This window comes from Acidovorax sp. Root275 (assembly GCF_001428965.1).
Classification (GTDB): Bacteria; Pseudomonadota; Gammaproteobacteria; order Burkholderiales; family Burkholderiaceae_C; genus Acidovorax; species Acidovorax radicis.
The window spans coordinates 388,609-414,491 of sequence record NZ_LMJH01000001.1 but is presented as its reverse complement, the minus strand read 5'-3'; the positions used below and the strand labels follow the sequence as shown (position 1 = coordinate 414,491).

General features: G+C 63.2%; 25 protein-coding genes and 1 riboswitch. Of the genes, 5 read left to right on the top strand and 20 right to left on the bottom strand.

Features of this window, described 5'->3' with window-relative positions; all coding sequences use genetic code 11:
* Nucleotides 1-70: 70 nt before the first annotated feature.
* Complete coding sequence (locus tag ASE52_RS01920; protein ID WP_057225085.1) at nucleotides 71-1,954, bottom strand: TonB-dependent receptor; 1,884 nt, start codon at nucleotides 1,952-1,954, stop codon at nucleotides 71-73.
* Nucleotides 1,955-2,034: 80 nt separating this feature from the next.
* Nucleotides 2,035-2,272: riboswitch (cobalamin riboswitch) on the bottom strand.
* 36 nt (nucleotides 2,273-2,308) lie between these two features.
* On the opposite strand from ASE52_RS01920, the gene ASE52_RS01915 reads away from it, so the two are divergent.
* The 3 genes from ASE52_RS01915 (at nucleotide 2,309) to ASE52_RS01905 (ending at nucleotide 4,137) form a co-directional block, all read left to right on the top strand.
* Complete coding sequence (locus ASE52_RS01915; protein ID WP_010460682.1) at nucleotides 2,309-2,536, top strand: hypothetical protein; 228 nt, start codon at nucleotides 2,309-2,311, stop codon at nucleotides 2,534-2,536.
* Nucleotides 2,533-2,901 (top strand): cell division protein ZapA, encoded by a 369-nt coding sequence (locus ASE52_RS01910; RefSeq protein ID WP_010460680.1) that lies wholly within the window; start codon nucleotides 2,533-2,535, stop codon nucleotides 2,899-2,901. Before ASE52_RS01915 ends, ASE52_RS01910 begins: the two co-directional genes overlap by 4 nt.
* Nucleotides 2,902-3,321: 420 nt before the next feature.
* Nucleotides 3,322-4,137, top strand: a complete 816-nt coding sequence (locus tag ASE52_RS01905; RefSeq protein ID WP_010460678.1) for a sulfite exporter TauE/SafE family protein — start codon at nucleotides 3,322-3,324, stop codon at nucleotides 4,135-4,137.
* A gap of 51 nt (nucleotides 4,138-4,188) precedes the next feature.
* Here the strand turns inward: ASE52_RS01905 and ASE52_RS01900 are convergent, their stop codons facing one another.
* The 4 genes from ASE52_RS01900 to hemN form a co-directional block, all read right to left on the bottom strand.
* Nucleotides 4,189-6,633 carry a bifunctional diguanylate cyclase/phosphodiesterase gene (locus tag ASE52_RS01900; RefSeq protein WP_057223335.1) on the bottom strand — a complete coding sequence of 815 codons (2,445 nt, stop codon included), beginning with the start codon at nucleotides 6,631-6,633 and terminating at the stop codon, nucleotides 4,189-4,191.
* Nucleotides 6,630-7,928: an HD-GYP domain-containing protein gene (locus ASE52_RS01895; protein ID WP_035197271.1), complete on the bottom strand. Its 1,299-nt coding sequence runs from the start codon at nucleotides 7,926-7,928 to the stop codon at nucleotides 6,630-6,632. Before ASE52_RS01895 ends, ASE52_RS01900 begins: the two co-directional genes overlap by 4 nt.
* Before the next feature lie 215 nt (nucleotides 7,929-8,143).
* Nucleotides 8,144-8,902, bottom strand: a complete 759-nt coding sequence (locus ASE52_RS01890) for a sulfite exporter TauE/SafE family protein (RefSeq protein WP_057223332.1) — start codon at nucleotides 8,900-8,902, stop codon at nucleotides 8,144-8,146.
* 5 nt (nucleotides 8,903-8,907) lie between these two features.
* Nucleotides 8,908-10,290, bottom strand: a complete 1,383-nt coding sequence (gene hemN / locus ASE52_RS01885) for an oxygen-independent coproporphyrinogen III oxidase (RefSeq protein ID WP_057223329.1) — start codon at nucleotides 10,288-10,290, stop codon at nucleotides 8,908-8,910.
* 186 nt (nucleotides 10,291-10,476) lie between these two features.
* Between hemN and fnr the strand changes: the two genes are divergently transcribed.
* On the top strand, nucleotides 10,477-11,199 hold the full coding sequence (gene fnr, locus ASE52_RS01880) for a fumarate/nitrate reduction transcriptional regulator Fnr (protein ID WP_010460666.1): 723 nt from the start codon (nucleotides 10,477-10,479) through the stop codon (nucleotides 11,197-11,199).
* A gap of 60 nt (nucleotides 11,200-11,259) precedes the next feature.
* Here fnr and ASE52_RS01875 read toward each other — a convergent pair whose 3' ends face one another.
* The 9 genes from ASE52_RS01875 to ASE52_RS01835 form a co-directional block, all read right to left on the bottom strand.
* The gene (locus ASE52_RS01875) at nucleotides 11,260-11,553 is read right to left on the bottom strand and encodes a hypothetical protein (RefSeq protein ID WP_057223326.1); all 294 of its coding nucleotides are present in this window, start codon (nucleotides 11,551-11,553) and stop codon (nucleotides 11,260-11,262) included.
* 52 nt (nucleotides 11,554-11,605) lie between these two features.
* Nucleotides 11,606-11,887 (bottom strand): FixH family protein, encoded by a 282-nt coding sequence (locus ASE52_RS01870; RefSeq protein ID WP_057223323.1) that lies wholly within the window; start codon nucleotides 11,885-11,887, stop codon nucleotides 11,606-11,608.
* A gap of 71 nt (nucleotides 11,888-11,958) precedes the next feature.
* Nucleotides 11,959-13,404 (bottom strand): cytochrome c oxidase accessory protein CcoG, encoded by a 1,446-nt coding sequence (gene ccoG / locus ASE52_RS01865; RefSeq protein ID WP_057223322.1) that lies wholly within the window; start codon nucleotides 13,402-13,404, stop codon nucleotides 11,959-11,961.
* Nucleotides 13,405-13,496: 92 nt separating this feature from the next.
* Complete coding sequence (ccoP, locus tag ASE52_RS01860; RefSeq protein ID WP_057223320.1) at nucleotides 13,497-14,399, bottom strand: cytochrome-c oxidase, cbb3-type subunit III; 903 nt, start codon at nucleotides 14,397-14,399, stop codon at nucleotides 13,497-13,499.
* 23 nt (nucleotides 14,400-14,422) lie between these two features.
* The gene (locus ASE52_RS01855; protein ID WP_010460656.1) at nucleotides 14,423-14,560 is read right to left on the bottom strand and encodes a cbb3-type cytochrome c oxidase subunit 3; all 138 of its coding nucleotides are present in this window, start codon (nucleotides 14,558-14,560) and stop codon (nucleotides 14,423-14,425) included.
* Nucleotides 14,561-14,572: 12 nt separating this feature from the next.
* Nucleotides 14,573-15,205 (bottom strand): cytochrome-c oxidase, cbb3-type subunit II, encoded by a 633-nt coding sequence (ccoO, locus tag ASE52_RS01850; RefSeq protein ID WP_010460654.1) that lies wholly within the window; start codon nucleotides 15,203-15,205, stop codon nucleotides 14,573-14,575.
* A gap of 17 nt (nucleotides 15,206-15,222) precedes the next feature.
* Nucleotides 15,223-16,662: a cytochrome-c oxidase, cbb3-type subunit I gene (ccoN, locus tag ASE52_RS01845; RefSeq protein WP_010460653.1), complete on the bottom strand. Its 1,440-nt coding sequence runs from the start codon at nucleotides 16,660-16,662 to the stop codon at nucleotides 15,223-15,225.
* A gap of 64 nt (nucleotides 16,663-16,726) precedes the next feature.
* Nucleotides 16,727-16,864: a cbb3-type cytochrome oxidase assembly protein CcoS gene (ccoS, locus tag ASE52_RS01840; RefSeq protein ID WP_010460651.1), complete on the bottom strand. Its 138-nt coding sequence runs from the start codon at nucleotides 16,862-16,864 to the stop codon at nucleotides 16,727-16,729.
* On the bottom strand, nucleotides 16,864-19,260 hold the full coding sequence (locus ASE52_RS01835) for a cation-translocating P-type ATPase (RefSeq protein WP_057225084.1): 2,397 nt from the start codon (nucleotides 19,258-19,260) through the stop codon (nucleotides 16,864-16,866). The genes ccoS and ASE52_RS01835 overlap by 1 nt, the downstream gene beginning before the upstream one ends.
* 189 nt (nucleotides 19,261-19,449) lie before the next feature.
* On the opposite strand from ASE52_RS01835, the gene ASE52_RS01830 reads away from it, so the two are divergent.
* Nucleotides 19,450-19,893, top strand: coding sequence for a universal stress protein (locus tag ASE52_RS01830; protein WP_010460646.1), 444 nt, complete (start codon nucleotides 19,450-19,452; stop codon nucleotides 19,891-19,893).
* Between the two features lie 122 nt (nucleotides 19,894-20,015).
* On the opposite strand, the gene ASE52_RS01825 is transcribed toward ASE52_RS01830, so the two are convergent.
* The 6 genes from ASE52_RS01825 to ASE52_RS01800 form a co-directional block, all read right to left on the bottom strand.
* Complete coding sequence (locus tag ASE52_RS01825) at nucleotides 20,016-20,729, bottom strand: ABC transporter ATP-binding protein (protein ID WP_057223318.1); 714 nt, start codon at nucleotides 20,727-20,729, stop codon at nucleotides 20,016-20,018.
* Complete coding sequence (locus tag ASE52_RS01820) at nucleotides 20,726-21,496, bottom strand: ABC transporter ATP-binding protein (RefSeq protein WP_082606729.1); 771 nt, start codon at nucleotides 21,494-21,496, stop codon at nucleotides 20,726-20,728. Before ASE52_RS01820 ends, ASE52_RS01825 begins: the two co-directional genes overlap by 4 nt.
* Nucleotides 21,493-22,374, bottom strand: a complete 882-nt coding sequence (locus ASE52_RS01815) for a branched-chain amino acid ABC transporter permease (RefSeq protein ID WP_057223313.1) — start codon at nucleotides 22,372-22,374, stop codon at nucleotides 21,493-21,495. Before ASE52_RS01815 ends, ASE52_RS01820 begins: the two co-directional genes overlap by 4 nt.
* Nucleotides 22,375-22,386: 12 nt before the next feature.
* Nucleotides 22,387-23,262, bottom strand: a complete 876-nt coding sequence (locus ASE52_RS01810; protein ID WP_057223312.1) for a branched-chain amino acid ABC transporter permease — start codon at nucleotides 23,260-23,262, stop codon at nucleotides 22,387-22,389.
* A 92-nt stretch (nucleotides 23,263-23,354) separates the two neighbouring features.
* Nucleotides 23,355-24,575 carry an ABC transporter substrate-binding protein gene (locus ASE52_RS01805; RefSeq protein WP_057223310.1) on the bottom strand — a complete coding sequence of 407 codons (1,221 nt, stop codon included), beginning with the start codon at nucleotides 24,573-24,575 and terminating at the stop codon, nucleotides 23,355-23,357.
* A 45-nt stretch (nucleotides 24,576-24,620) separates the two neighbouring features.
* Nucleotides 24,621-25,853, bottom strand: a complete 1,233-nt coding sequence (locus tag ASE52_RS01800; protein ID WP_056747221.1) for an amidohydrolase family protein — start codon at nucleotides 25,851-25,853, stop codon at nucleotides 24,621-24,623.
* Between the last annotated feature and the right edge of the window lie 30 nt (nucleotides 25,854-25,883).

Here is a 25,883-nt window from a genome sequence, read left to right as displayed (position 1 = left end):
AACTGGCTCCGCCAGGCCACGGGTGGCGTCCCCCCGTGGGGGGAAGGCGCGCAACGCCTCAGGGGGGGCTTCACTGCGGCGCCCACTTCACACCGACGTACACCGTGCGGCCTGCGGTGGCGTAGGTGCGGGCCAGCTGGTAGTCCTTGTCGGCCAGGTTGTCGATGCGGGCCAGCAGCGTGTAGTCACGCGCAATGCGGGTGCTGGCGTAGAGGTTGAACAGCGCGTAGCCGCCCAACACGTTGGTGTTGGCCACGGTGTCGAAGCGGCGGCCTGATGCCTGCACTTCGGCGCCCAGTGTCCAACCTGCCAGGCGCGTGTCGGCGCCGAAGGTGGCGTGCTGCTTGGCGCGGCGCGCGAGCTGCTTGCCGGTGTCCAGGTCACGCGGGCGTTGCAGATCGATGGAGCCATGCAACTGCACATCGCCCATGCGGTGCGAGCCAGCAAACGTCACGCCCTTGTACTCGGCCCGGGCCGTGTTAGCGTAGCAGCCAAAGTCCGACAGGCAGGTGCCGGGGCCGGAGAACGAGATCAGGTTGCTCACGCGGTTGCGAAACAGCGTGGTGGAGAACGTGCTCTTGCCCTGGGCGTAGCGCAGCGCCACTTCGGCATTGCGGCTGCTTTCGGGGCGCAGCGTGGCCACGCCGTATTCGCTGAAGCGGTGGTACAGCGTGGGCGCACGGAAGGCCGTGCCCACCGACGCCGTGGCGCGCCACTGCGGTGTGATGGCATAGCCGTAGGCCACGCTGCCGGTGCTCTTGCCACCAAACTCGCTATCGGAGTCGTGGCGCAGATTGAGCTGCACGGTGTGACCTACAGCGTTGTAGCCATAGCCCAGGGCCAGCGCGTCCTGCGAGCGTTTGGCATCGATGGGAGCGTTTTCCAGGCGGTCTTCGCGGCGCTCCAGCGCGGCCGTGACCAGGTGCGCGCCCTGGCGCCATTCATTCTGGAAGTAATAGCCGCGCAGGCGCGTGTCACTCAGATAGGGCGAGGGGCGGGTTTCGTATTCATCGCGGGAGTCGGTGATGGACAGGCGCGTCTTGTAGGCGCTGCTCCACTGCGCGATCCAGTTGAGGCCCAGGGCGTGCATGGTGTGCAGGTTGCGGTCGTCCTTGCCCAGCCCGCTGTCGTAGCCGCTGTTGGAATCATTGACCATCAGCGTGCCTTCCAGCCGGTGTGCCGCATCGACCTGCAGTCCCACGCGGGCATGGCCCGCCGTGGTGCGGTAGCCGTCGCGGTCGGGGTTCTGGGTGGCCAGCGTGCGGGCGTTGAAACCTTTGCTGTCATCGCGTGCAAAGCCCAGCGCGTAGTCCACGGTGCCACTGGCACCGCTGATGCCGGCTTCCACCTTGGTGGTGTTGTGGTTGCCAATGCCCACGCCCACATAGGGCGCCACGCCGTTCTCGCCGCGCTTGGTGAAAATCTGCACCACGCCACCCATGGCATCCGAGCCATACACGGCGCCAGCCGGGCCGCGCAGCACTTCGATGCGGTCGATGAGGCCCAGCGGGATGCTCTCCCACGGCGCGCCGCCGGTGGACTGCGAATCGATGCGCACCCCGTCGATGTACACCGCGGTGAAGCGCGATTCGGCACCGCGCAGGAACACACCCGTGGTAGTGCCCGGGCCACCATTGCGCGAGAACTCCACGCCAGGCAGGCGGCCCAGCAGGTCGGCCAGGCCGGTGGCGCCACTGTTCTCGATCGTTTCGCGGTCCACGATGGAGATGTCGGCCACCAGGTCAGCGAGCGGCTGGGGCGTGCGCGTGGCAGCCACTACAGTTTCGGAAAGCGACGGCGTGCGCAGATTCTGGGCCAGCAGTTCGCCGTTTGCGGAGGCGGTTTGCGCCATGGCAGTGCAGGCAGCGCCGACAGCCAGGGTCACTGCGGCAATACGGTGAACAGGCAGGCGCAGCAACGCCACAGGGCGCGCACGGAGGGTACGGATTTTCATGGGGATCATCGTCAACAAACAACCCGGGCCGGCCTCCCGCCAGCATATGGGTGATACAGCCGCGAAGCGCCCAAGCGGGCGCACGCAGCCACCGTGTTGGCCGGTATCCGGGCTGGCGGAACACCCCCCAATGCCTTCCCATGCGCTTGTTCAAGGCACACAGTGGCTTATGGATGGAGAGAGAATCGGGTGATTCGTCCGCTGACCGTTGCGGGGGCAGCGCAGGCTGGGCGCGCCAGATTTGGCGCCTCCTCCCTGCTTCCCGTTGAACTGCGGCATGTGAACCACACCGCGAGCACCAACAGCGGGATTTTACGACCGTTTACAACCCGCAACCCTACAATCGAGGGCTGTATGGCAACACCGTCCCCCACCGACCAGATCGCCGAGCGCGTTGACCGCCTGCTTTTGCGCCACGCAGAACTGCAACGCACCAACGCGTTGCTGACTGACCAGGTGGCTGCGCTGACGCAGGAGCGGGACTCCCTCAAATCACGCCTCAGTGCTGCGCGCGCCCGCGTCGATGCACTGCTGGAGCGCCTGCCCGCAGCAGCCCCCGTCGTCACGAAGGAAGCCGAATGAAGCAAATCGAGGTGCAGATCCTGCAGCAAAGCTACTTGCTGACCTGCCCCGAGGGCCACGAAAGCCGCCTGCTGGATGCCGTTGAGCGCGTCGATACCGCCATGACGCGCATCCGCGACGCGGGCAAGGTCCGCGCCCGCGAACGCATCGCCGTGCTGGCGGCCTTGAATCTGGCCTTCGAGATCGCCGACCGCGAGGCAGCCGACTTGGCAGCAGGCGCCGCTGCCAAAGCAGCCAGCCCGGCCATCGCAACCGGTAGCACGGGTCAGCAGGAAACCCTCTTGCCCGACGAAGACCAGCAGCGCCTTCATGGCCTGGTGCAGCGGCTGGACCAGGCACTGGGCGACGACGGCCGCCTTCTTTGACAAGGCCCTGCCTGCCGGACATCGCATCCAGGTCGGCGGTGGCGCATGCAGAACCGACCCCTTGCTGCACGTCCCAAAAGCTTACGGGCTTTACATGCCCCCATATCTGCGGTGCAAGGCGCCAGCGCCTACAATGACGATGTCTGCGAAGCCGCCGGGCTTTATATTTCCTTGAACCAATGCTCAACGAGCTCGGGCTTGGTACATTGCCCGGTGAGCGTGATCATCTCGCGTCAGATGAACCCAACGCTTGGCTGCCCTCGCCCACCTGAACCCCCGGTTCAGGATGAGAGTCCGGTGGCATTCGCAGACACCTTATTCCGCATGCTCCTGTCACCGCAACCAAACGCTGCAGCACCTCCGACAGGGCATTTCTCCGCGCGTCCCCGCCCTCGTTCCACCCTTGCCTGACTGTGCGCCATGCTCGATCCCTTGCTGATTGTTGAACTCGGTGTACTTGGTCTGGCTACAGGTTTTCTGGCGGGGCTGCTGGGCATTGGCGGTGGCATGCTGCTGGTGCCTTTCTTGACCTACATCCTGGGCGCGCAGAAGGTGGCTCCCGATCTCGCAGTGAAGATGGCGATTGCCACATCGATGGCCACCATCATGTTCACATCGATCTCCAGCGTGCGGGCTCACCACCAGCGTGGCGCAGTGCGATGGGACATCGTGAAACGCCTGGCACCCGGCATCGTGCTGGGCGGGTTTGTGGCCAGCCTGGGCGTGTTCGCCCTGCTCAAGGGCTCCTTCCTGGCCATCTTCTTCGCCTTGTTCGTCAGCTTCTCCGCCACACAGATGTTCCTGGACAAAAAACCCGCCCCCACGCGCCAGATGCCCGGTGGGGCTGGCCAGGTGGCTGCAGGTGGCGTGATCGGATTCCTGTCGGGCCTGGTAGGTGCCGGTGGCGGGTTCGTGAGCGTGCCATTCATGACCTGGTGCAACGTGCCCATCCACAATGCCGTGGCCACCAGCGCTGCGCTCGGGTTTCCAATTGCGCTGGCGAATGTGGTGGGCTATGTGATCGGCGGGCAGAACGTGAGCGGATTGCCTGCGGCTTCGCTGGGCTACATCTGGCTGCCCGCGCTGGCAGTGATCGCGACCTGCAGCGTCCTCACCGCCCCACTGGGCGCCAAGGCCGCGCACAGCCTGCCAGTCAAGCAGCTCAAGCGCGTGTTCGCGTCCTTGCTGTTCGGATTGGCGGCCTACATGCTTTGGAAGGGCATCGCGGCGTTTTAAGCCTTGCGAACGCCCCCGGGGCAGCCGGGGTGGCGCAGCAGCAGGATGGCCTCAGTTCTGGACTGGACTGCGCCGGCCCTGCGCCTTCAAGGGCAATGGTTTGCTGAGCAGGGCTCGAAACTCTTGGGCGGGAAGGCCAGGTGCACAGAGAAACCCCTGGTAGTGGTCGCACTGCATCTGCAGCAGCACAGCCTGTTGGGTTTCTGTTTCCACCCCCTCTGCCACCACCTCAATGTGCATGGCACGCCCCATGCTGATGATGGCGCTCACGATGGCCCGGTCGCCATCATCGTCGGGCAGGCCGCGCACAAACGACTGGTCGATCTTGAGCTTGCTGATCGGCAGCTTCTTGAGATACGCGAGGCTGGAATATCCCGTACCAAAATCATCGATGGCCAAGCCAATCCCAAGGCCGGCGAGGACACGCAGACGCTGCTCCATTTCCTGCGCATCCTGCAGCAGGATGGTTTCGGTCAGCTCCAGCTCCAGCAACGTGGGCGGCAGCTGGTGCACGGCCAGCAGCCGGGTGATACGGTCCACGAAATCCGGCTGCCGGAACTCCAGCGCCGACACGTTCACGGAGATCATGATTGGCATGCCACTGTGCATCCACACCGCCGCCTCGCGCACAGCCTGCTCCATGACCCACGCGCCCAGAGTGACGATGTAGCCTGACTCCTCCGCCAGGGGAATGAACTGCCCCGGCGATACGGCGCCGAACTCGGGGTCGGTCCAGCGGATCAGGGCCTCCGCCCCCGTGATGCGCCCGGTGGCCATGTTGACCTGCGGCTGGTAGTGCACCGCCATGCGGTCCAACCCCAGCGCCTGGCGCATCGCATGCTCCATCTGCATGCGGGAAAGCAGATTGGCGTTCATCTGCGGCTGGTAAAAGCCATAGCTGCCACGCCCCCGTTCCTTGACCCGGTACATGGCCGTATCGGCCTGCTTGATGAGGTCGTCCAGCGTTGCACCATCCTGCGGATACAACGCAATACCAATGCTGCACTGAATGGAGAAACCCATGCTGTCGAGCATGAAAGGGTTGAGCATGTCTTCCAGAATGCGGCGCGCCACACTCTCTGCCACTACGGCATCTCCACCATGCAGGTAGATGACAAACTCGTCGCCGCCCAATCGGCACAACATGTCCGTCTGGCGCAGGCAGGCCTGCAGGCGCTCGGCGACCAGTTGCAGCACACGGTCCCCAAAAGGATGGCCCAGGGAGTCATTGATGATCTTGAAACGGTCGAGGTCCAGGAACAGGATCGCAAAACCCGTGTCGCTCTGGCGCGCCCCCTGAATGGCCGTGTCCACCCGCTGCGACAACAGCAGGCGGTTGGGCAGGCCGGTGAGCACGTCGCTGTAGGCCAGCTCCTCGATGCGCTTCTGGGCCGCATGCTGCAGCGTCAGGTCACGCATGAAGCCGATGCTCTGCACCAGGCGCCCTTCATCGTCGCGCAGCGCCACCCATGACAGCTGCACCGCGCAATAGGTGCCATTGTCCCTGGGGAGCCACAGCTCGCCCTCCCAGAAACCATCCTCCGCCCAACCCTGCAGCACCTGCTCCATGAAAGCCGCATCCGAACCCCCTCCGAACAAAGAAGCGGCCATGCATCCTTCGAACGATTTGGCAGAAGGCCCTACTAGGCGCTCGCAACCCGGGTTCATGCGCAGGACCCGGTGATGGCTATCGGCGATGAAGATGGCGTCGAGACTGGACTCAAACACCCGGGCTGCGAGCCTGAGGCTGACCTGTATCTCCGTCTGGCGAGTAATGTCCCGGTAGGAATACACGCGCCCCACGGGCAGCCCCTGGCCAAACTGGGGCACGGTCCGCAACTCCAGCACCAGGCCACTCTTCAACACCAGTATGTCTGTACTCTCCTGCATCGGCTCACGTGCAATGGCCGCCAGGCGCTCCGAGTAGGCACGTGCGTCTTCCACTTGGGCCGCCATGTGCGCATACACCGCCGCATCGTTGCGCTGCACCAGCAAATCACGGGGAATATTCCACAACTGCGCAAGCCGCTGGTTGAAGGCCCGCACCCGGCCATCAAGGCTGCAGACGAGCATGCCATCGGCTGCGGAATCCAGCGTCGCGCGCAGTTCAGACAACAAAGTTTCCAGCTCGCGCTCGGTGGCATCCTGGACACTCCGGTCCAGCATCGTCAGCATGAAAACGGTGCCCGAAGCCCCTTCTCCCGGAACGCGTGTCACGCGCCGGTCAACCGGCACCAGGGCTCCATCTGCGCGCAAAACGCTGGTGTGGGAATGGATGCCGTCTGCAACCACCTGCGCTGACTCCCCCCAGAACGCAACATCCTGTGGTGTGGAAGCCAGACGCAGCACCGGCGTGCCAACCATAGAGGCCGCAGGCAAACCCACCAGCCGCTGCGCTGCGGCATTCGCATAAAGGATGAGAAGGCTGGCCTCATCGACCAACCAGACAGCTTCCTGCAAACCGTCGAGCCAGCCGTGGGACTGCACAACGGTCACGAACCAGCCTCTTCGGGGCCGGGGCTGACTGCGCGCTCGAAAAAGTAGCAGATACGCTGACGGGGGGAAAGGTAGTCCAGGGCATCGCGTGGCAATTGCGCGGGCTTGAGACTGCGCCGGATGCCCAGCTCTGGCACGGTTTCCAGATCCAATATGGGCGCCTCATCCTTGGGGACTCGGGAGTCATGAACAATGACCTTGGGCCGCAGGGGGCGCGAAGAATTGACTGAAGCCACGATCGCATAACGGTCGTTGACCAGCTGGACGATGGAGCCCGGTGGGTACACCCCCATCATGCGGATAAATGCACCCAGGACCACAGAATCAAACCGCGCCTTGAGCTGCGCAAAGATGACTGACAGCGCCTCGTGGGGCGTGAGCGCATCCACTCCGTTGGCAGGGTTGCACATGCGGTCATACCGATTGACCAACGCAAGCACCTGGCTCGCACGCCCCAAGTCGGGCCCTGACAGCCGCAATGGAAACCCGCTGCCATCGGCCATCTCATGGTGCCTGGCAACGGCGGTAAGCACGGCTTCGGGCAAGCCCATGCGCGTGGCCAGTGCCACAGACTCACCCACATGGGTCTCGTAGCGCGTGCGCTCCATGGGAATCATCGAGGGCGTAGGTTGCCTGAGATTCGGTGGCAGCTTGAGCTTGCCCAGGTCATGAATCAGCGCCGCGATGCCAAGGTCGTGCAGCTCGGCACTTTTCATACCCAGTGCGCGGCCCAGCAACAGAGAGATCACCATCACGTTGATCGGATGCAGGGCATTGCGCTCGCCGACACCTTCTGACAGCAGCCGGATGACGGAATCCCCGTTTTCGAGGAGCTCGGCCACACATCCGGACACCAGCGTATCGCCTTTGGCACGCGCCTGGTCGGGGTGCTCGGAGACCACACGCTCCAGCGCCTGGTACTGGCGGGTGGCCTCTCCAAATCGCTGGTCACAGACTGCCAGAGTCCGGTTCTGGGCTTCCAACAGTTCACGCCTGCGCAGCGCCTCCGGGTCCACGGTCGCGGCGGAGCCTGCCGCATCCAGTCCGTTCAAGGACGGTGCCTTCATTTCCGGGACGCTCCAGGCGGCGGGGACAAGTTCCCTCAGTTCTGGATCACTCTTCTTGGGAAGATAACGTACCTCGGTGAGCCCCAGTTCACGCAGGGTGGCAATCTGTTCCGCCGACGCCACGCGAAAACTGCTCACCGGGAACGGATGATGCATCCAGCCCAAGTCGAGCTGGATGTACATGCCGACACGCAGTTGGCTGATGTCGATGAGGATGGAAGAGTTCACTTCGGGGCGTGTGAAACATGGCGACTTCAATGCCACCAATGGTTACATAGATTATCGCCAGTTCGGGGGCCTTGTCGAAGGACTGCGCCTGCACCGCAGCGGCGCGGCAACACTTGGATGCGTCCGCGAAGCCCACCCCAGATCACCCTTGTATAGACATGGGTTTAAAGACCCCCGTCAACCCCTTTGCTCTGCAACTTCCGGTTGGAAACAAGCTAACGGCACCACAGCGATGGTTTGTAGACCAAGTCCATCCACAGTGCCCAGCTGGCGACTGCACAGAGTAAGCCCCCCGCGATACGGGTCCCCCAGTCCGCACGCGCTGTATTGATCCGTGTTTTCAGTCGTGCCCATACCCACGGCCCGCCCACCAGCCACACACCGCTGCCCAGGCCAAACAACGCCATGGTCAACGCCCCTTCCAAGGGTCCGCCGCTCAGGGCGGCTACCAACAGGGCCGAATAGAGCAATCCACAGGGCATTAGCGCCCAGAGTCCCCCTGCAGCGAGAACCCCGCCAGGGGCGCTGACAAGCGGCTTGACATGTGACCACACAGTGCGACCCGCCTGCTCCACCCATTGGGGCTGGCGGGCCTGGACCATCATCATCAACCCCCAGGCCATCACCGCGACATGGACCAGGGTCCACGCCGGGCGCAGCGCCGCCGTCTGTTGGGTCAACCATGCCAGACTGTCCATGGCGAGCGCGGCCAAACCGCCCGCCACGGCATACCCAGCCAGCCGACCGACATGGAAAGCAGCCGTGCGCCGAATGACACCACCCCGAGGCATCCATTGCACAGTTTGGACCGTCTGCGAGGAAGCCTGTGCCTCCAAATCCCCACCCGTCTTGGGCAAACTCCGCGACTCTCCCTGCCCCACCAACGCTGCGCAGGGCGCGGAGCACATGGCTAAGCAATGGGACCCGCCAACCAGTCCCATCAGCAAGGCGGTCGAGGCAACCGTTGCAATCATGAGAGTCAGATGATGCGCGAAAAACGGGCTCGGTTGCGATCTGCCTGCAGGTAACGGTCAAAAACCATGGCGATGCCGCGCACGAAGAACCAGCCCATGGCCGTCACCTCGACCCCGTCGGGTCTCACCACGACGAGTCCCTGCTCAGCCATGGGTTCCAGTTGCTCCAGCTCGGCAGAGAAGTAAGCCCGAAAGTCGATCAACCAGGCCTGCTCCATGGGCTCAAACAACAACTCGCCCTGGCACATCAACGCCATGATGACGGCGCGGCGTACCAGGTCATCGCGGGTCAGGGCGAGCCCACGCACCACTGGCAAGCGCCCCTGGTCCAGAAAATCGTAGTACTCGTCCAGAGTTTTTGCGTTCTGGCTGTAGGTCGCCCCCACCCGGCCAATCGCCGACACGCCCAGGCCAATCAGATCGCAATCGGGCTGTGTGCTGTAGCCCTGGAAGTTGCGGTGCAGACGGCCCTGGCGCTTGGCAACCGCCAATGCATCGGCCGGCAACGCAAAGTGGTCCATGCCCACATACACGTACCCAGCGTCCATGAAGGCAGCCAGCGAACGGGACAGCATCGACACCTTGCCCGCCCCCGTGGGCAACTCGGCAGAAACAATGCGGCGCTGGGGCTTGAAGCGCTCCGGCAGGTGGGCATAGGCATACAGGGCGATGCGGTCAGGCCGCAGCTGCACAACCTGGGTCAGCGTGCGATCAAACGACTCGGGCGTCTGGCGCGGCAGGCCGTAGATCAAGTCCACATTGATGGATTCAAAACCCAGCGAACGTGCGGACTCCACCAGCGAAAACACCTGCTCGGCAGGCTGTATGCGATGAACAGCCTTTTGAACCTCAGGATCAAAATCCTGCACTCCAAAACTCAGTCGATTGAACCCGAGTTCCGCAAGCACGGCAAGGCGGTCGGCATTGACGGTGCGGGGATCTACTTCAATCGAATACTCTCCGCCCGGCGCCAGCGAGAAGCTGCGCTTGAGCATGGCCATGAGTTCACGCAAGCCGTCGTCGGACAAAAAAGTAGGCGTACCACCACCCAGGTGCAGCTGGCTCACCACCTGCCCCGTCCCGCAGTGCGCTGTGTGCAGATCGATTTCGCGGCTCAGGTACCGCAGGTAGGTATCTGCCCGATCATGGTGTTTGGTGATGATCTTGTTGCACGCACAGTAGTAACACAGCGACTCGCAAAATGGGATGTGCACATACAGTGACAACGGCAACGCCTTCGTCATGGAGCCCAGCCTGCGCTGCTCCAGTGCAAGCGCATAGTCGTCCTGCCCAAACGCCTCGACGAAACGGTCGGCGGTTGGATAAGAGGTATAGCGGGGCCCTGGCACGTCGAAACGGCGCAGAAGATCAGGCGAAACAGCAGTCATGGGCAAATTCCTTGCATACACTTTGACTGTGCCGTAAGCTGACCCTCATGTCCTTGACCTGAATCAAGTGATGCACGGGGCCGAACAGCGACAATTTGATGCATGTCATTCGCCCATCCGTACCCACAAGCCTGTCTTACAGGCAGATGAGGCGATATGCTCAAACCTAACCCAGCCCCTGTGCCTATGAACCCGCTCACCATCAAAGTCGCCTGCTCTAACTGCAACCTGCGCGAGCTGTGCATGCCGGTTGGCCTGAGCGAAGACCAACTGCAACGCATTGACGAAGTCGTTGCCGTCCGCCGCAAGATCAAGCGGGGCGGAACGCTGTTTCGCAACGGCGAAGCCTTCACATCGCTCTATGCCATCCGCACCGGCTTCTTCAAGACCTGTGTAGCCACCGAAGATGGGCGCGACCAGGTCACTGGTTTCCAGATGGCGGGCGAGATTATCGGCCTGGATGGCATCGTGAACGATCACCATACCTGCGACGCAGTGGCCCTGGAAGACGCAGAAGTCTGTGTCATGCCCTTTGACCGCATCGAAGAACTGTCCCGCGAGGTCACCGCGCTGCAACACCATGTGCACAAGATCATGAGCCGCGAGATCGTGCGTGAGCATGGGGTGATGCTGCTCTTGGGCAGCATGCGCGCCGAGGAACGCCTGGCAGCGTTTCTGCTGAACCTTGTGCAACGCTTGCATGCCCGTGGGTTTTCACAGTCCGAACTCGTACTGCGCATGACGCGTGAGGAAATTGGCAGCTACCTGGGGCTCAAGCTCGAAACCGTGAGCCGCACATTTTCCAAGTTTGTGGAAGAAGGTATTGTCGAGGTCAAGCAGCGCCATGTGCGCATCCTGGAAACCGATGCGCTCAAGCGCATCGTGAACAACCAGCAGGCCTGCCACTGACCAAGGCGATGCGTTGGCGGCGGCCTCTCTCCGTATCTACCGGCCAGCTACCGCAGCCCATCAAGGGCAAGATGAAGTCTTTTGACAGTCATCGGGGCGATCCCCTTCGGGGACCGGGCAGCGGTTGAGTTCAAAGGGCGACATCGCCAACAATGTCGTCAATGCGCTGGACGCCATGGTGATCATCCAGAACGCGAAAAAAGCAAGCGTGTAGACGCCCTGACGCGACAACGCCAACGGCTGCCGAAACCAGTGCAAGTCCTGCGGATCCACCATCGCAAAAACCAGCACCTCCATGACGCCTGCCATCAAGAAGGCGGGCCATGCAATCCACATCAGGCGTTGCGTCCACATTGATTTTTCTCCTGGTAAGGCCGCGCAGACAAACCGCACGGCCAGGGGGTGTTCAGCGCGGCTGGTCCTGGACCGGAGTGGCCGCATGGTTGCGGCCTTTCATCGCGGGAGCCAGGCTCTTGTGTGGAGTCTCCAGCGTCTTGTTGATCTCGATGCCCTGGCGGTAATAGTCCTCGGCGATCACGGGATCGGGACGCGAAATCGCCAGCCAGAGGGTGACAAAACCCGCAATGATCACGATCACAGGACCAGCGATGATCAACCAGACATGGCCGAACTTCCACCATGGCGACGTAGCGGAAGGGGCAGTGCCGAGGGCGGAACTGGATGGCATGTGATGACTCCTCAAAAATATTTTTCGTCAAAGCAAGGCCCGCGAAGACCTTGCACCAGTGTGCACGCGCGTTACCGCGGCACCAGAAACACGGATTTCTCAGTCACATGGGCGGCCCCGCCGAGTGCCTGCACGTCGAACTGCACAGCGTGCGATCCTGAAGGCGCCGAACCATACGGTATCTGCAGTCGGACAGCCACCCACCGGGACTCTGCCGCTCCGATTTCCACCTCAGCATCGGACGCCACTTCCAGCCCTTCAAGACCACGCGCACCGATGCGATAGCGTTGGGGTCCTTCGGTTGCATTCATGATCTGCAGGCGGTAGATGTTCTCCAGCTTGCCACCGGCGACGATGCGAGAGAGCGCAGCGCGGTCACGCACAACATCGACCTTGAGCGGCGTGCGCGTGACAAGGCTCGCCATCATGCCCACGCACAGGGCTACCAGCACTGCGCTGTAGATCAGCACACGCGGCCGCAGCACCCGGCGCAGGATCTGCGACTGGCTCCACCGCTGCGCCACGCCGTTCTGTGTGGAAAACCGGATAAGCCCCTTTGGGTAGTGCATCTTGTCCATGACCGTGTTGCAAGCATCCACGCACAACCCGCAACCAATGCACTCATACTGCAGCCCCTTGCGGATGTCGATGCCCACGGGACATACCTGCACGCACAGCGTGCAGTCAATACAGTCGCCCAGACCTTTGGCCTTGTGATCGATGTTCTTGTTTCGCGGGCCGCGCGGTTCGCCCCGCTCCACGTCATAGCTGACGATCAGCGTGTCCTTGTCGAACATGGCGCTCTGAAAGCGCGCATAGGGGCACATGTATTTGCACACCTGCTCGCGCATGTAGCCCGCATTGCCATACGTGGCAAAGCCGTAGAACAGCACCCAGAATATCTGCCAGCCCCCCTGCATCACCAGCAACTCCGCACCAAGCTCACGGATGGGCACAAAATAGCCCACGAACGTAAACCCAGTCCACAGCGCCACCGCGATCCAGATCACCTGCTTGAAGAACTTCTTGCGGACTTTCTCGAAGGTCCATGGGCCGTTGTCCAGCCGTAGTCGGGCACTGCGATCACCTTCGATCTTGTGCTCGATCCACATGAACATTTCGGTATAGACCGTTTGCGGGCACGCAAATCCGCACCACAACCGCCCCGCCACCGCCGTAAACAGGAACAGCGACAGCGCAGAAATGATGAGCAGGCCCGTGAGGTAGATGAAATCCTGGGGGTACAGAACCAGGCCGAAGATGTAAAACCGCCGAGCCCCCAGGTCAAACAGCACCATCTGGCGCTGCCCCCATTCAAACCAGGGCAGCCCGTAAAAAACGAGCTGCGTGAGAAACACCATGCCCCAGCGCCAGCGTGCAAACACGCCACTGATGGAGCGTGGATAGATTTTCTTTTGCGCCTCGTAGAGAGACACAATCTCGCCCTGCGACGAGCCATCGGATGCAATCGGTGAAATCGGGATGACCTTGCGAGCGGGCTCGCTGGGTGGCTTCATGGTGGTGTCGATCCGTTTGCTTCGAAGTACTCAGTTCAAACAATCCTTGGAGCGGCACCAAAGTACCGTCCAAGGTTTAGCGTGCAGGGCGCCTACTTGCCGTTCGACAGGCCCCAGACGTAGGCCGACAGTACACCGATCTGAGCTTCTGTGAGCTTGTCCGCCTGAGCGGGCATCTGGTTGACCTTGCCGTTGTTGACCATGGCAGTAATGGCCGCCTCGCCCCAGCCATGCAGCCAGATGTCATCAGTGAGATTCGGGGCACCCAGTGCCTGATTGCCCTTGCCGTCCATACCGTGGCAGGCTGCGCATGCCGTGAACTTGGACTTGCCCAGCGAAGCACGCAGCGAATCGTGGGGGCTACCAGACAGACTCAGCACGTAGTGTGAGAGATTGCGCACATCTTCAGGGGAACCCACTGCCGCAGCCATGGGAGGCATGTTGCCGACGCGACCTTTCTCGATCGTTTCCCGGATCTTCTCGGGCGCGCCGCCATGAAGCCAATCGCCATCGGCCAGATTGGGGAAGCCCTTGCTACCCCGGGCATCCGAGCCATGGCATTGCGCACAGTTGTTCATGAACAGGCGCTCGCCAATGGCCTGTGCCTGTGGGTCCTTGGCAATGTCTTCCGGCTTCATCGAAGTAAAGCGGGCATACAGCGGCTCCAGTTCGGTCTTGGCTTTGGCCATCTCGGCTTCGTATTCGCCCTTTTGCGTCCAGTTGAGCTTGCCGGTAAAGCTGCCGAGACCTGGGTAGGCCGCCAAATAGCCAAAGCCGAAGACGATGGTGATGACGAACAACCACACCCACCAGCGCGGCAGGGGGTTGTTCATCTCGACCAGGTCCTCGTCCCAGACGTGGCCAGTGGTGTTGTCGGCGGTGGCCATCACCTTCTTGCGGCCCGCCATCCACAGCAGGATGCCGCAGGCGATGATGCCGACCAGGGTCAGTGTGGTCACAAAGACCGACCAGAAATTGCTGGTGAAGTCACTCATGGGGTGTTCTCGTTCTGGTGGGATCAATCTTGTTCAAAGGGCAGCCGCGCGGCCTCGTCAAACCGGGCCTTGTTGCGGCCCCGATAGGCCCAGACCCAAATGCCGACAAAGCAGGCCATCGATGCCAGCGTGGCAACGATGCGCATGGTGGTGATGTCCATGGCGAATCTCCTTTACTTGAGCGCGCGGCCCATGACTTGCAGATACGCGATCAGCGCTTCCATCTCGGTCTTGCCCTTGACGTCGGCGGCAGATGCAGCGATCTGCTCGTCGGTGTAAGGCACCCCCACCGTGCGCAAGGCCTTCATGCGGGGGGCCACACTGGCGGGTTCCACGGCATTTTTTTCCAACCAGGGGTAGGCGGGCATGTTCGACTCGGGCACCACGTCGCGCGGATTGTTCAGGTGGATGCGATGCCATTCATCGCTGTACTTGCCCCCTACGCGGTGCAGGTCGGGGCCCGTGCGCTTGCTGCCCCATTGGAAGGGGTGGTCATACACAAACTCACCCGCCACCGAGTAATGCCCGTAGCGCAGCGTTTCAGCGCGGAAGGGGCGGATCATCTGCGAGTGGCAGTTGTAGCAACCTTCACGGATGTAGATGTCACGGCCCACCAGTTGCATGGCGTTGTAGGGCTCGACACCCTTGACCGCTTCGGTCGTAGACTTCTGGAAGAACAGCGGAACGATCTCTACGAGGCCACCAATGGCGATCACCAGCAGGATCAGCACGATCATCAGGAAGTTGTTGGTCTCCACCTTTTCATGGGAGAAGCCGGTCGAATTCGATGGGTTGTTGTTAGACATGAGTTATCTCCTTCGGCTCAGGCGTGGGCCGCATTCACGGCAGGGATCGCCACCTTGACCGAACGGCCGGAGATCGCAGTCACCCACACGTTCCAGGCCATCACTACCATGCCGCCCAGGTACAGCAAACCACCGGCCACACGGATCACATAGAACGGATAGGTCGCCTTCACGCTTTCCACAAAGGTGTAGGTGAGCGTGCCGTCGGGGTTGATGGCGCGCCACATCAGGCCCTGCATCACGCCGGCGATCCACATCGCGGCGATGTACAGCACGATGCCAATGGTGGCCATCCAGAAGTGCAGCTCAATCGCCTTGATGGAGTGCATTTTTTCGCGGCCGAACAGGCGGGGCACCAGGTAGTACAGCGAGCCCATGGAGATGAGGCCCACCCAGCCCAGCGCGCCCGAGTGCACGTGGCCCACGGTCCAGTCGGTGTAGTGGGAGAGCGCATTGACGGTCTTGATGGACATCATCGGACCTTCGAACGTGGACATGCCGTAGAACGACAGCGACACGATCAGGAAGCGCAGGATGGGGTCGTCGCGCAGCTTGTGCCAGGCGCCCGACAGCGTCATCACGCCGTTGATCATCCCGCCCCAGCTGGGGGCCAGCAGGATCAGCGAGAACACCATGCCCACCGATTGCGTCCAGTCGGGCAGCGCGGTGTAGTGCAGGTGATGGGGGCCGGCCCACATGTACGTGAAGATCAGCGCCCAGAAGTGCACGATGGACAGGCGGTAGCTGTACACCGGACGGCCTGCCTGCTTGGGGATGAAGTAGTACATCATCCCGAGGAAACCAGCGGTCAGGAAAAAGCCCACCGCATTGTGCCCATACCACCACTGCACCATGGCGTCCTGCACGCCGGCATAGGCCGAGTAGCTCTTCATGAAGCCCGCGGGAATCGCAGCGCTGTTGACCACATGGAGCAACGCCACGGCCAGGATGAACGCGCCGAAGAACCAATTGGCCACGTAGATATGTTTGACCTTGCGCACGCCGATCGTGCCAAAGAACACGATGGCGTAGGACACCCAGACCAGCGTGATCAGGATGTCGATGGGCCATTCAAGTTCTGCGTATTCCTTGCCGGACGTGTAGCCCAGCGGCAGGCTGATGGCTGCGGCCACGATGACCAGCTGCCAACCCCAGAACGTGAACGCCGCAAGCGGCCCGGCGAACAGGCGGACCTGGCTCGTGCGCTGCACGACGTAATAGCTGGTGGCGAACAGCGCGCAGCCGCCGAACGCGAAGATCACCGCGTTGGTGTGCAGCGGGCGCAAGCGCCCATAGCTGAGCCACGGAATGCCGAAGTTGAGCTCAGGCCAGGCAAGTTGGGCGGCAATGATGACGCCCACCAGCATGCCAACCACCCCCCAAACCACGGCCATGATAGAAAACTGCCGCACCACCGTATCGTTGTAGTGTGCAGCACTTGTTTTTGGAGAATCCATCGGGCACCTCTTTGTAATGCAGTAAGAGTTTGTTGCAGTCGGGGCTATCGGGCATTGACACAAGTCAACCGTCTCGGAGAATGCGCTCGCCTTCTTGTTCCACGCTCTCGAACTGGCCGTGGTACACCGCCCACCACAGCCCTCCCAGAATCAAAAGAACCAGCATCACAGACAGCGGAATCAGGAGATAAAGGATGTCCATCAGACAGGCTCCAGGGTTGTCTTCGAAAGATCCAGGGACGGCTGCAATGCACTGCTGGCAGAAAGGACTGAGGAAGGAGACAGAGCCCCCTCCTCCTTCCGCGGCATCTCCTGCATCCCGGGCAGCGGAGGCAGGTCACGTGCGAGACGTGCCGCATTGAGCACCACCAACAATGAGCTCAGCGCCATGCCCAGCCCGGCCAGCCAGGCAGGCATCCAGCCCACCACCGCCAGCGGAACGCACAACGCGTTGTAGCCCGCCGCCCACCACAGGTTCTGGCGCACCACGCGCAAGGTGCGGCGCGCCAGCAGCACGGTCTGTGGCACCAAAGCCAGGCTGTCGCCCAGCACCACAAAATCGGCCTGCGACTGCGCCAGCGGCACTGCGCGGCCAAACGCAAAGGACACGTGCGCACCGGCCAGCACCGGGCCATCGTTCAAACCGTCGCCCACCATGGCCACCTGGTGGCCAGCAGCCTGCAGCGCCTGCAATGCAGCCAGCTTGCCCTGCGGCGTGCACTCGCCCGCCGCCTGCGCAATGCCTGCCTGTGCCGCCACACGCTGCACCGCGCCCATGCGGTCGCCCGACAGCAATTGCACCGCCACGCCACCCTGCTCCAGCGCAGCCACCACGGCGGGCGCCTCAAGGCGCAGGTCTTCCACCAGGTCGAAACGGGCCAGCTCTGACACCGTGCCATCGGCATGTTGTTCCGACAGCACCACCTGCAGCGCGGTACTGGCATCGTCCGCCGCCACGCCTGCGTGGTGCGCAGATCCGAGTCGGACCTTGCGCGCGGGCTGGACTGCGTTCCTGGTGTCGCACACCATGGCTACCAAACCCAACCCCGCGTCCTCCTGCCAACCAGCCACCCCCCAGCGACCATCACTCGCCGTAGCGGCCGCCACCACCGCGCGCGATGCCGGGTGCATCGAGTGGCGCGCCAGGGAAGCAGCCAGGGACAGCGTTTCCTCGGCGGTCCACCCACTGGCCGTGCGCACGGCCTGCAACGCCATGCCGTCCCGCGTGAGCGTACCGGTCTTGTCGAACACCACGGTGTCCACGCGGGCCAGCGCCTCCAGCCCTTGCAGGTTGCGCACCAACACGCCGTGGCGTGCCAGCGTGCCAGCGGCCGTCAGCATCGCCACCGGGGTCGCCAGCGACAGCGCACAGGGGCAGGTGACGATGAGCACGGCCACCGCCACCATGAGCGCATGCCCTGGGTCAGACGGCCACCAGTACACCGCAGCCAAGCCCGCCGCCACCAGCACCGCCAGCAAAAAGGGGCGGGCAATGCGGTCAGCCAATTGGGCAAGGCGTGGCTTCTGCAACGACGCGCTTTCCATAAGCGCCACGATCTGCGCAAAGCGGGTCTGCCCGCCCGTGCCTTCTACATGCACCTCCACCGGCGCCTGCAGGTTGTAGCTGCCCGCCGTGACCACGCTGCCCTCAGCGCGCGCCACGGGGGTGGACTCACCCGTCAGCAAGGATTCATCCGCATGGGTGTTGCCCAGGGTGATGCGCCCATCGGCCGGAAACGCCTCACCCGGCAACACGCGAATGGTGTCACCCACCACGACGCGGCGCGTGGCCACGCGCACAAAGCTGCCATCGGCCGCACGCCGCTCCACGCTGTCGGGCAGGCGGTTCATCACAGCCTCCAGCGCACCGGCCGTGCGGTCGCGCAGGCGCAGCTCCAGCCAGCGTCCGGTAAGCAGGAAGAAGACAAACATGGTCAAAGAGTCGTAGTACACCTCCTTGCCGAAGATGCCTGCGGGGTCGAAGGTGCCCGCAGTGCTCACGACAAAGGTGATGGCCATGCCTAGCGCCACGGGCAAGTCCATACTCACCCGGCGCTGCCTGACGTCGCGCAGCGCGCTGGCAAAAAAGGGGCCACACGAAAACACCACCATGGGCAGCGTGATTACCCATGAGGCCCAGCGCAGCAGTTGCTCCATCTCGCCCGTCAAGTCCCCGGGCTGCGCCACATACGCGGGCCACGCATACATCATCACCTGCATCATGCAAAAGCCTGCTACCAGCCAGCGCCACAGGGCGCGGCGGCTCTCGCGCTGGCGCTGCTCGCGGACAAAGGCATCCATGGCGGGCATGGCCCGGTAGCCCGCCTTGTGCACGGCCTCCATCCACTGCGAGGGCTGCACCTGCGAGGGTTGCCACACCACGCGCGCGCGGCGCGTGGCGGCACTCACGTCTGCCTGCAATACGCCAGGCACCCTCCGCAGGGCATCCTCAATCGTGAGCGCGCAGGCCGCGCAGTGCATCCCCTCCAGCACCACGTGGGAGTCCCAGGCGCAAGTGGCAGGATCTGCGGGTGCCTTGTCCGCTGGCGCAAGGGGGCGACCGAACGCCGGCCACTCCTGCGGATCATCCAGCAGCATGGCCTGCGCGGGGGGCTCCGCACCAGGGACAGCACCAAGCGCATGCACCGGGGATGGGGCCGGCGCACCGGGTCGAAACATTGACATGGTTCAAGCCTATCGTTCGGACATGACACGTACATTGACCTGCATCAAGTCCCGGAACATGATTCATCCTAAGCTCGTTCCATCACTTTGAGGAGATCTTTTATGTACAAGCGCATCCTGATCGCAACGGACGGCTCACCCCTCTCGGACAAGGCCGTGGAACATGGGCTGTCCCTGGCCGCCCTCACCGGCGCATCTGCGGTAGCCCTCAAGGTGGTGCCACGCTACCCACGCAGCTACTTCGAAGGCGGCATGCCCGTCGATACGAATGACGTGAAACGCATCGAATCGCAATGGGGCGACGCGGCCCAGGCCATGGTCGATGGCGTGAAAGCCCAGGGCGGCGCCCAGGGGGTGACAGTCAAGGCCGTCATCGCCAAATCCGACCTCGTGGCCGAGGCCATCATCTCGGCCGCCAAGAAGCACAAGTGCGACCTGATCGTGATGGCTTCCCACGGCCGCAAGGGCCTCAAGCGCCTGCTGCTGGGCAGCGAAACGCAGCATGTGCTGACGCACTCGCACATCCCTGTGCTGGTGCTGCGTTAAGTATAAAAACAGGTGCTAGCGCTTATCCATCAATCGCTACAAGCTATCAAATATATAGCAATCCCCGCTAAGGCGCAACGCCTTAGCGGGGATTTTTCATGGCCGGCTGGATTGGGGGCGGCTCAGTGATTGCCCAGATACAACTGCGCCATGCGCTCATCGGCCAGCAGCCCCTGCGCCGGGCCCTGCAGCACGCAGCGCCCCTGGTCCAGGATGTAGCCCTGCTGGCTGATCTGCAGCGCCTGGCGCGCACGCTGCTCCACCATCAGCACCGCCACGCCTGCGGCGGGCAGCTTTTGCACCATGTCAAACACCTTGCCCACCAGCGAGGGCGCCAGCGCTGCCGTGGGCTCGTCCAGCACCATGATGCGCGGCGATGGCATGAGGGCCCGCGCAAAGGCCAGTTGCTGGCGCTCGCCGCCCGAGAGGTTGCTGGCGGGCTGAGGCAATCGTTCCACCAGCGCCGGAAAGTCGGTCAGCACCTCGTCCATGCGGCGCTTGATGTTTGCCACGCCGCGCACCACCAACAGGTTCTCGCGCACGGTGAGCGACGGGAACACATTGGCCACCTGCGGCACGTAGGCCAGCCCTGCGTCAAAGCGGTCTTCGGCCGACAAGGCCGTGATGTCGCGCCCGCCCAGGTGGATGGTGCCCGCCACCCGTGGCAGCAGGCCCAGCAACGCCTTCACCAGGGTGGACTTGCCTGCGCCGTTGGTGCCTGCAATGGTCACGATCTCGCCCGGCGCCACGGTCAGGTCAATGCCGTGGATGATGTCCACCTCGGAATACCCGCCGCGCAATTGCGCGATCTGCAGCAAGTTGTCTGCGCCGCTCATACCACCCCTCCCATATAGGCTTCCTGCACACGCGGGTCGTCCAGCACCGTGTGCGGGTCCCCCTCGGCCAGGATGGAGCCCCGGTCCATCACGATCATGCGGTTGGACAGCGATTTGAGCGCCTGCAGGTGGTGCTCGATCACGATGAACGCAATGCCCTGCCCGTTCAGCTCGCGCACGCGGTCACAAATCTCTTCGATCAGCACCGGGTTCACTCCGGCAAACGGCTCGTCCAGCAAGATGCAGCGCGGGTCCAGCATCAGCACGCGGCCTAGCTCCACCAGCTTCTTCTGCCCGCCCGACAAGCCCCCCGCCGTCACATCGCGCACCCGCGCCAGGTTCAAAAACTGCAGGATGCGGTCGGCCTTGACGGAGAGTTGCGCCTCGTGTTCGCGCAGGCTGCGCGTCTGGAAGAAGGCATTCACCAGCCGCTCCCCCTGCGGGTTGGCGGCGGCCGCCATCAGGTTCTCGTGCACCGTGAGGCTCTTGAACTCGCGCGGAATCTGGAACGTGCGCACCAGCCCCAGCCGCGCCCGGCGGTATGGGGGCATGCGGGTGATGTCCCGCCCCTCAAACTGGATCTGCCCTGCATCCGCTGGCTGCTGCCCGGCAATGGCGGCAAACAGTGTGCTCTTGCCCGCACCGTTGGTGCCTGCAATGCCCAGAATCTCACCTGCGTTCAATTGCAGCGACACACCGTCCACCGCCTTGAAGCCCCCGAATTGCCGCGTGACGGCCTCCACCTTCAGCATCGTTGTTGCGGTCATTGGGTTTTGCCTCCAAACAGGCCGTTGGGCTTGTACAGGGTGACCAGAATCAGCGCCAGGCCCACCGCAGCCAAACGCAGGCTGGCCATGCCAACTTCTGACACGCCCGGCACCCAGTCCTTGGCAAAGCGCGAGCCCTCCAGAAACACCATGAGCAGCAGCGAGCCAAACACCGCGCCGCGCACCGTGCCTGAGCCGCCCATCACCAGTCCCATCCACACATAGAACGTGATGAGCGGGATGAACTGCTCTGGCGTGATGAAGGTGATGAAGTGCGCATAGAACGCCCCTGCCACACCCGCCAGCGCCGCCCCCAGCATGAACACCTGCACCTTGAACCAGGCAGGGTCCTTGCCCAGGGCCGACAACGCGGGCTCATCGTCGCCAATGGCCTTGAGCAGCCGCCCAAACGGGCTGGCCGCCAGGCGCACCGTGCCCCAAGCCACCACAACGACCACCGCCAGCAGCGTGGCAAAAATTGCCATGTCCGACACACCGCTGCCCCAGGACGCAAACAGCTTGGGCAAGCCGGGCAAGCCCTGCACGCCCTTGGTCAGCCAGCTTTCTTGCTGGATGGAGATGCGCACCGCCTCCGAAAAACCCAGCGTCACGATGGCCAGGTAGTCGTCCCGCAAGCGCAGCGACAGCAGGCCAATAGGCAGCGCCAGCAAGCCCGAGAGCACGGCCGCCGCCACAAAACACAGCACCAGCGGCACGCCTTGCAGCGCCAGCAGGCCTGATGTGTAGGCGCCCACGGCAAAGAACGCCACGACGCCAAAGTTGACCAACCGGGTCAGGCCGAACTGCAGGTTCAGGCCCAGCGCCAGCAGACAGTAGATAAGGGCCACAATGCCAATGGCACACAGGTAAGCAATCATCGGTCGAACTCCTTACCGCACCAGTTGCACGCGGCCCATGATGCCCGCCGGGCGCACCAGCAGCACCAGGGCCAACACCACAAACGACAGCACCAGCTTGTACGACGGCCCCATCAGCGGCACCGCCAGCTCTTGCGCCACACACAGCAGCAGCGCACCCAGCACCGCGCCCACCGGGCTGCCAATGCCGCCCAGCACCATGGCCGCAAACGCGGGGATCAGGCTCTCCCACCCCATCTCGGGGCTGACCACGGCCTTCATGCCCAGCAGCACGCCGCCCAGCGAGGACAACGCACCCACCAACAGCCACAGGCTCAGCATCAACCCATTGGCGCGAATGCCGCTGGCGCGCGCCAAGTCCGCACTGTCGGCCACGGCGCGCAGCTGGCGGCCAAAGCTAGTGCGGTAGATCAGCACAAACACCACCAGCAGGCAAACGGCGGCCACCGCCGCAATGGCCAGGTCGGTGGGCAACACGCGAATGCCACCAAAGTTCCAGGCGCGCACCAGGGGCAGGTCAAACGTACGCTGGTCATGCCCGGCAAAAAAACCGATCAGGCTGCGCAGCAAAAACCCGAGGCCAATGGCCGCGAGCATGGACGACACCATGGGCCGCCCGGCCAGCTTGCGAAAGATCAGCGTGTACGAGCCCGCCGACACCACGGCCGTGACCACCATGCTGATGAGCGCGGCCGCCCACAGCGGCCAGCCCCCCAGCAGCTGCACCGCCACGGCAGCGTAGGCGCCAGTGGTGAGCATGTCGCCCGTGGCTGCGTTGGGAAAGCGGTTGACGCCCATCACCAGGGTCATGGCCAGGGCAGGCAGTGCCACCACCAGGCCTTCGATCAATCCGTTGATCAGCAGGTTTACAAAGTCGATCCAGGTCATTGCGTCATTCCGTCATCCCGTGCACATCTGCGCTGTGCGCCGCAAAAAAATGCCCGGGGCCTGCACCTGGCAGGCGCACCGGGCGCGGTCCATCACATCGTGATGGACACCACGTCGCGCCGCACCAGCTGGCCCTTTTCGATGATGAACACGCCAAAGTCCGGCGTCACATCGCCCACCTTGTCAAAGTCCAGCTTGCTCGATGCGCCTTCGTAGTTCACCTTGGCCTTTTTGGCCAGTTGCGCCTTGCCTTCGGCAAAGGTGAACACGGCCGTGCCGGGGGCGTTGGAGACATCGCGCAGCTTGGCGTTGATCTGCTCTACCGTGGCCTTGGGACCAGCAGCCTCCATGGCCAGCGCCAGCGAGATCACCATGTCGTACGCCATGGCTGCGTAGATGTTGGTGGAGGCTGCCTTGCCCGTGGCCTTGGTGAAGGCGGCATCAAATTGGGCGTAGGAGGCGCTCTTTTCGTTGGACACCGTGTCCACCGAAATGATGCCCTCGCACACCTCTGCGCCCAGGGCCTTCACCAGATCGGGGTTGGCCGCCCAGCCGGGGATGATCCACTTGGTGTCCGCACCGGACTGGAACCACTCGCGCAGGATGATGGTGGTGTCGGGCAGGTACGAGCCCATCACGATCACATCGGGCTTGGCCGCCAGAATCTTCTGCAGCTCGCTGCGGTAGCTGGGGCGGCTGGGCTCGTACGTGACGTGCGCCGCCACCTTGCCGCCGCGTTTCTCCCAGGCCTTGGTGAAACCTTCCACGTTGCCCAGGCCCGAAGCGTTGTTGAACGCCATGGTGGCCGGGCGCTTGAAGCCGCGCTTGGTGCAGATCTCGGCAAAGGCCGCGCCAAAGCGGTCGTTGGTGGCCTGAAAGCGCCACACCAGGTCCTTGGTGTCCAGCGTGGAAATGGCGGGCGCACCGGACACGTTCATCTGGATGATGCCTGCCGCGTCGGTCAGCGGCATCACCGCCAGTGTCACGCCCGAGGCCCAGGTGCCCAGCACCGCCTGCACCTTGTTCACCTCGATCAGCTTCTTGGCGGCCAGCACGGCCGCGTCGGGCTTGGTCTGGTCATCTTCGGTGAAGAGTTCGAGCTTGCGCCCACCCGCGCCGCCCGCGGCATTGACCTCATCCACGGCCAGGCGAATGGCCTGCTGCATGCCCGGGCCGTAGGGGCTGCCTGCACCGGTGATGGGCGTGAGCGAGCCAATCCGAAACACCTCACCTTGCTGGCTGAAACCGATGGAGGGAAGGAACTGCAGAGCCGCTGCGGCGCCGCCGAGCTTGACGAAATTTCTACGTTGCATGGTGATCTCCGGTAGGGGGGATGGGGGTGAGGGGATGAAAGGAACTCAAAGGGTGTTCTTGACCCACACGCCGTCCTTGGCGATGGCGCGAATGCGCTCGCCCTGGTTCAGCAGGCAGGTGATGTCGGTGAGCGGGTTGCCATCGACCAGCAAGATGTCGGCAATGGCACCGGCCGTGACTTCGCCCAGCTGGCCTTGCTGGCCCAGAATCTCCGCGCCAATCAGCGTGGCCTGCTGCAGCACCGGGCCGTTGCCCAGAATCTCCGCGCGCAGGCGCAACTCGTCCGACTGCAGATAATGCGTCTCGGCCAGCAAGTCGCTGCCCAGGCCCATCTTCACGCCCGCCTTGGCCAGGATCTCGATGGCCTGCTTGCCCTGGCCCCGCACCGAATCGATCTTGGCAATCGACACCGCAGGCAGGCCATAACGCTCGCCCTCGTTGGCCAGGCCCTCGTAGGTGATGAGCGTGGGCACCATGAAAGCCCCCATCTCGGCCATGAACTCTGCCGTGGGCGCATCCACCAGATTGCCGTGCTCGATGGTACGCACGCCGCAGCGCACGGCGCGGGCGATGGCGCGGGGCGTGTAGGCGTGGGCCATGACATAGGTGTTGGCATTGGATGCCTCTTCCACAATGGCGTGCAGCTCGGCCTCGGAATAGCCCAGGTTGCCAATCGGGTCGTTGGGCGAGGCCACGCCGCCCGAAGCCATCACCTTGATCTGCGTGGCGCCCTTCAGAATTTCTTCACGCACCGCCAGGCGGCAAGCATCCACGCCATCGACCACGCGGCCGATGTTGCCGAGCTTGTAGGCGCACGAACACACATCCAGGTCATCGTTGCGCTGACGGAAATCCGCATGCCCGCCGGTTTGCGACAGCGCCTTGCCCGCAGGGAAGATGCGCGGCCCCTGCACCAGCCCCGTGCGCACCGCCTCGGCCAGCGACCAGTCGGCGCCGCCCGCATCACGCACGGTGGTGAAACCCCGCTCCAGCATGCCCTTCATGATGGGCAGCGAGCGCATCATGGTGAACACGTTGGGCATCTTGGCCACGGCACCCAGGTTGAACGAAGACGCCACCACGTGCACGTGGCAGTCGATCAGGCCGGGCATCAGGGTCATGCCCTTGGCGTCGAGCGTGGTGGTCCCTTCTGGCACCTGCAGGTCGGTGCCTACCGCTGCAATGCGGCCGTCCTGCACCAGAACGGACAGGCCGGTGCGCAGTGTGAGCGCGTGGACATCCAGCACACGGCTGTTTTCAATCAACAAAGAGGTCATGAGATTCGTCAAAGTGGGCGCGATGGCTTC